Source organism: Vibrio sp. 10N.222.55.B11 (genome assembly GCF_041473705.1).
Classification (GTDB): domain Bacteria; phylum Pseudomonadota; class Gammaproteobacteria; order Enterobacterales; family Vibrionaceae; genus Vibrio; species Vibrio crassostreae_C.
Genome location: NZ_JBFRST010000136.1, coordinates 1 through 1,924, shown reverse-complemented (window position 1 = coordinate 1,924; position 1,924 = coordinate 1). Strand labels below are relative to the sequence as shown.

The following is a 1,924-nucleotide window of genomic DNA, read 5'->3' as shown; positions in this document are numbered from 1 at the left end:
GTTTTATTCGCCTTTGATGAGAGATTAAAAGCGATACCGACTTCCTTGTTCTCAACCCTACATTCTGATTTAAAATTCATACAAAAGTCTTCCTAAATAGAAAAAACCGAAACGCTCTCGTTTAGACCGAAACATCAATGAGTCATGTAATCGCTCACTGGCGTCTAATTTTGTTGAGTTTGTGACTTACTTATCATTTCTTGAATTTAACATAATCTAAATAATACGCACCAAATTAAGGTGCTGATTTTAAAGAAAATAAATGGGTGTTTAATGTTGGCGCTATTGTTATTAGACATAATTAATATATTAATTATTTTAATTTCAATCCCTCAATGTGCTATAAATTTTTCTAAGGTTATTTGTTATCTTTTTGTTATTTATCGGTTTTTTATCCGTGCGTATTATTTAGATTATGTAAAGGAAAAAACCACAAGGTTACTTAAAGATTGAAATACCAGGCGACGACACGCTATACTTACATGAGGTCTATAAAGTTAAAACACACGACATTGCTCGCTAACCAGTAGTGCCTTATGTAGTGTGTTTTCTTAAGGTTTAGAGTGTGTTGGGCCTCCAACTCGACTATATAGCATTCGCAAAAAAGCCGTCTTTCCAATAGTAGACGGCTTTTTTGTGTCTAAAAAACCGGCGTTTGATTTATTTTTTCGGTTGAGATAGGTTGAAATTTCATTGTTTGGTGTGGAATCTGAACAACCTCAAAAACCTATTGGACCTCAAAATATGACTCCTTTGACTCAGCCTTGGCGTGGGCTAAAGCCCAAACAACACATTCTCAATCACACCGCTTGTTTATCCCTCGGGATGAAGTGCTGTGTGTTTTAAACGTGGACGGTGAATGTTATGAAGACGCCTGGACACGACTCCTCCCCTCCCCCGCTCGATAAATCGAGTTACGATGCGCAGTATCGCCGTAAGCGTAAGGATCGGAAACTGGATTTGATTGAATTGTATCAACGTGTCGTTGAAGAAGAGAACGCGCGGAACCCTAAGACGCCTTTTGAGATCGGATTCAAGTCTCGCCGGTTGCTTCGAAGCGGTAAAGTAGAAACCCTGCCGCCAGAATACGCGCGGATCTTAAAAGGGTGTGAAGAATTTATTACCAACCCCAATCGTTTCCCGTCACTCAATGCATGGGGCGGTGAAGCGGTGAATAATGTGCAGTGTCGCACCTTAATTGCGAAAGTATTAGCGTGCACTCTGCCGAACACAGACCTCATTGGCGGGCGCATCGGTTTGCCCACCGAAGCGGGATTGAAAACCATCAGCTACGACCAGCTTCAAGAAGATTATGCGTTGCGCTTTGGAGAGTTTATTTCGCCGAAGTCCTTTGCTAAAGCGGTGAAGTATCTAAAGCGTGCCAGCTATTTTCACAGTGAGCGGATCAATGTGTGTGTCGACCAAGACGAAGGGACGATACGCAGTGCACCCGCGTACAAACAGTTTACACCTCGCTTCTTTAATGACTTAAAAGTCGTGCGTTACACCAACATCAGCGAATTGATCCTCGCAACACGGGAACGCCAGACCAAGAAAGGACTGAGCTTTCAGTGGCTCTCTTTCCGTAAGATCGCGTCAGGGATACAAGAGATCTTCAATGCGTCAACATTAAACATGTACGCTCAAACAACCTCAGCCTTCTTTAGTGAGTATCAACCCGACTTAGCCCCTAATTAAAGGGATATTTTTGTCTCCGCGAAAGCGGAGGGATCAGCACGTCTGAACCTTATCCTACCCTGCTTTATCTCTCATTTTTCTTGTTTCTCCCAACAGGTTATTCAGGGTTATCTTGCGCACGCAGTCTCATTCGGAAGGGATTTCTCTATTCACGGTTTTTTATAAGAAAGGCCGTGCAAGAAAGGAAGGATAAAAAAGATCGCTATAATGGCCATCAATAAGGGGC

1 protein-coding gene is annotated in these 1,924 nt (G+C 42.3%); it reads left to right on the top strand.

Features of this window, described 5'->3' with window-relative positions; genetic code table 11:
- Positions 1-864 precede the first annotated feature (864 nt).
- Entirely contained in the window at positions 865-1,698 is an 834-nt protein-coding gene (locus AB4503_RS25360) for a hypothetical protein (RefSeq protein WP_372115911.1), read from the top strand.
- Positions 1,699-1,924: the final 226 nt, after the last annotated feature.

Coding starts and splice junctions, on each gene's coding strand:
- AB4503_RS25360 (WP_372115911.1), top strand. CDS start 865: ATGAAGACGCCTGGACACGACTCCTCCCCTCCCCCGCTCGATAAATCG.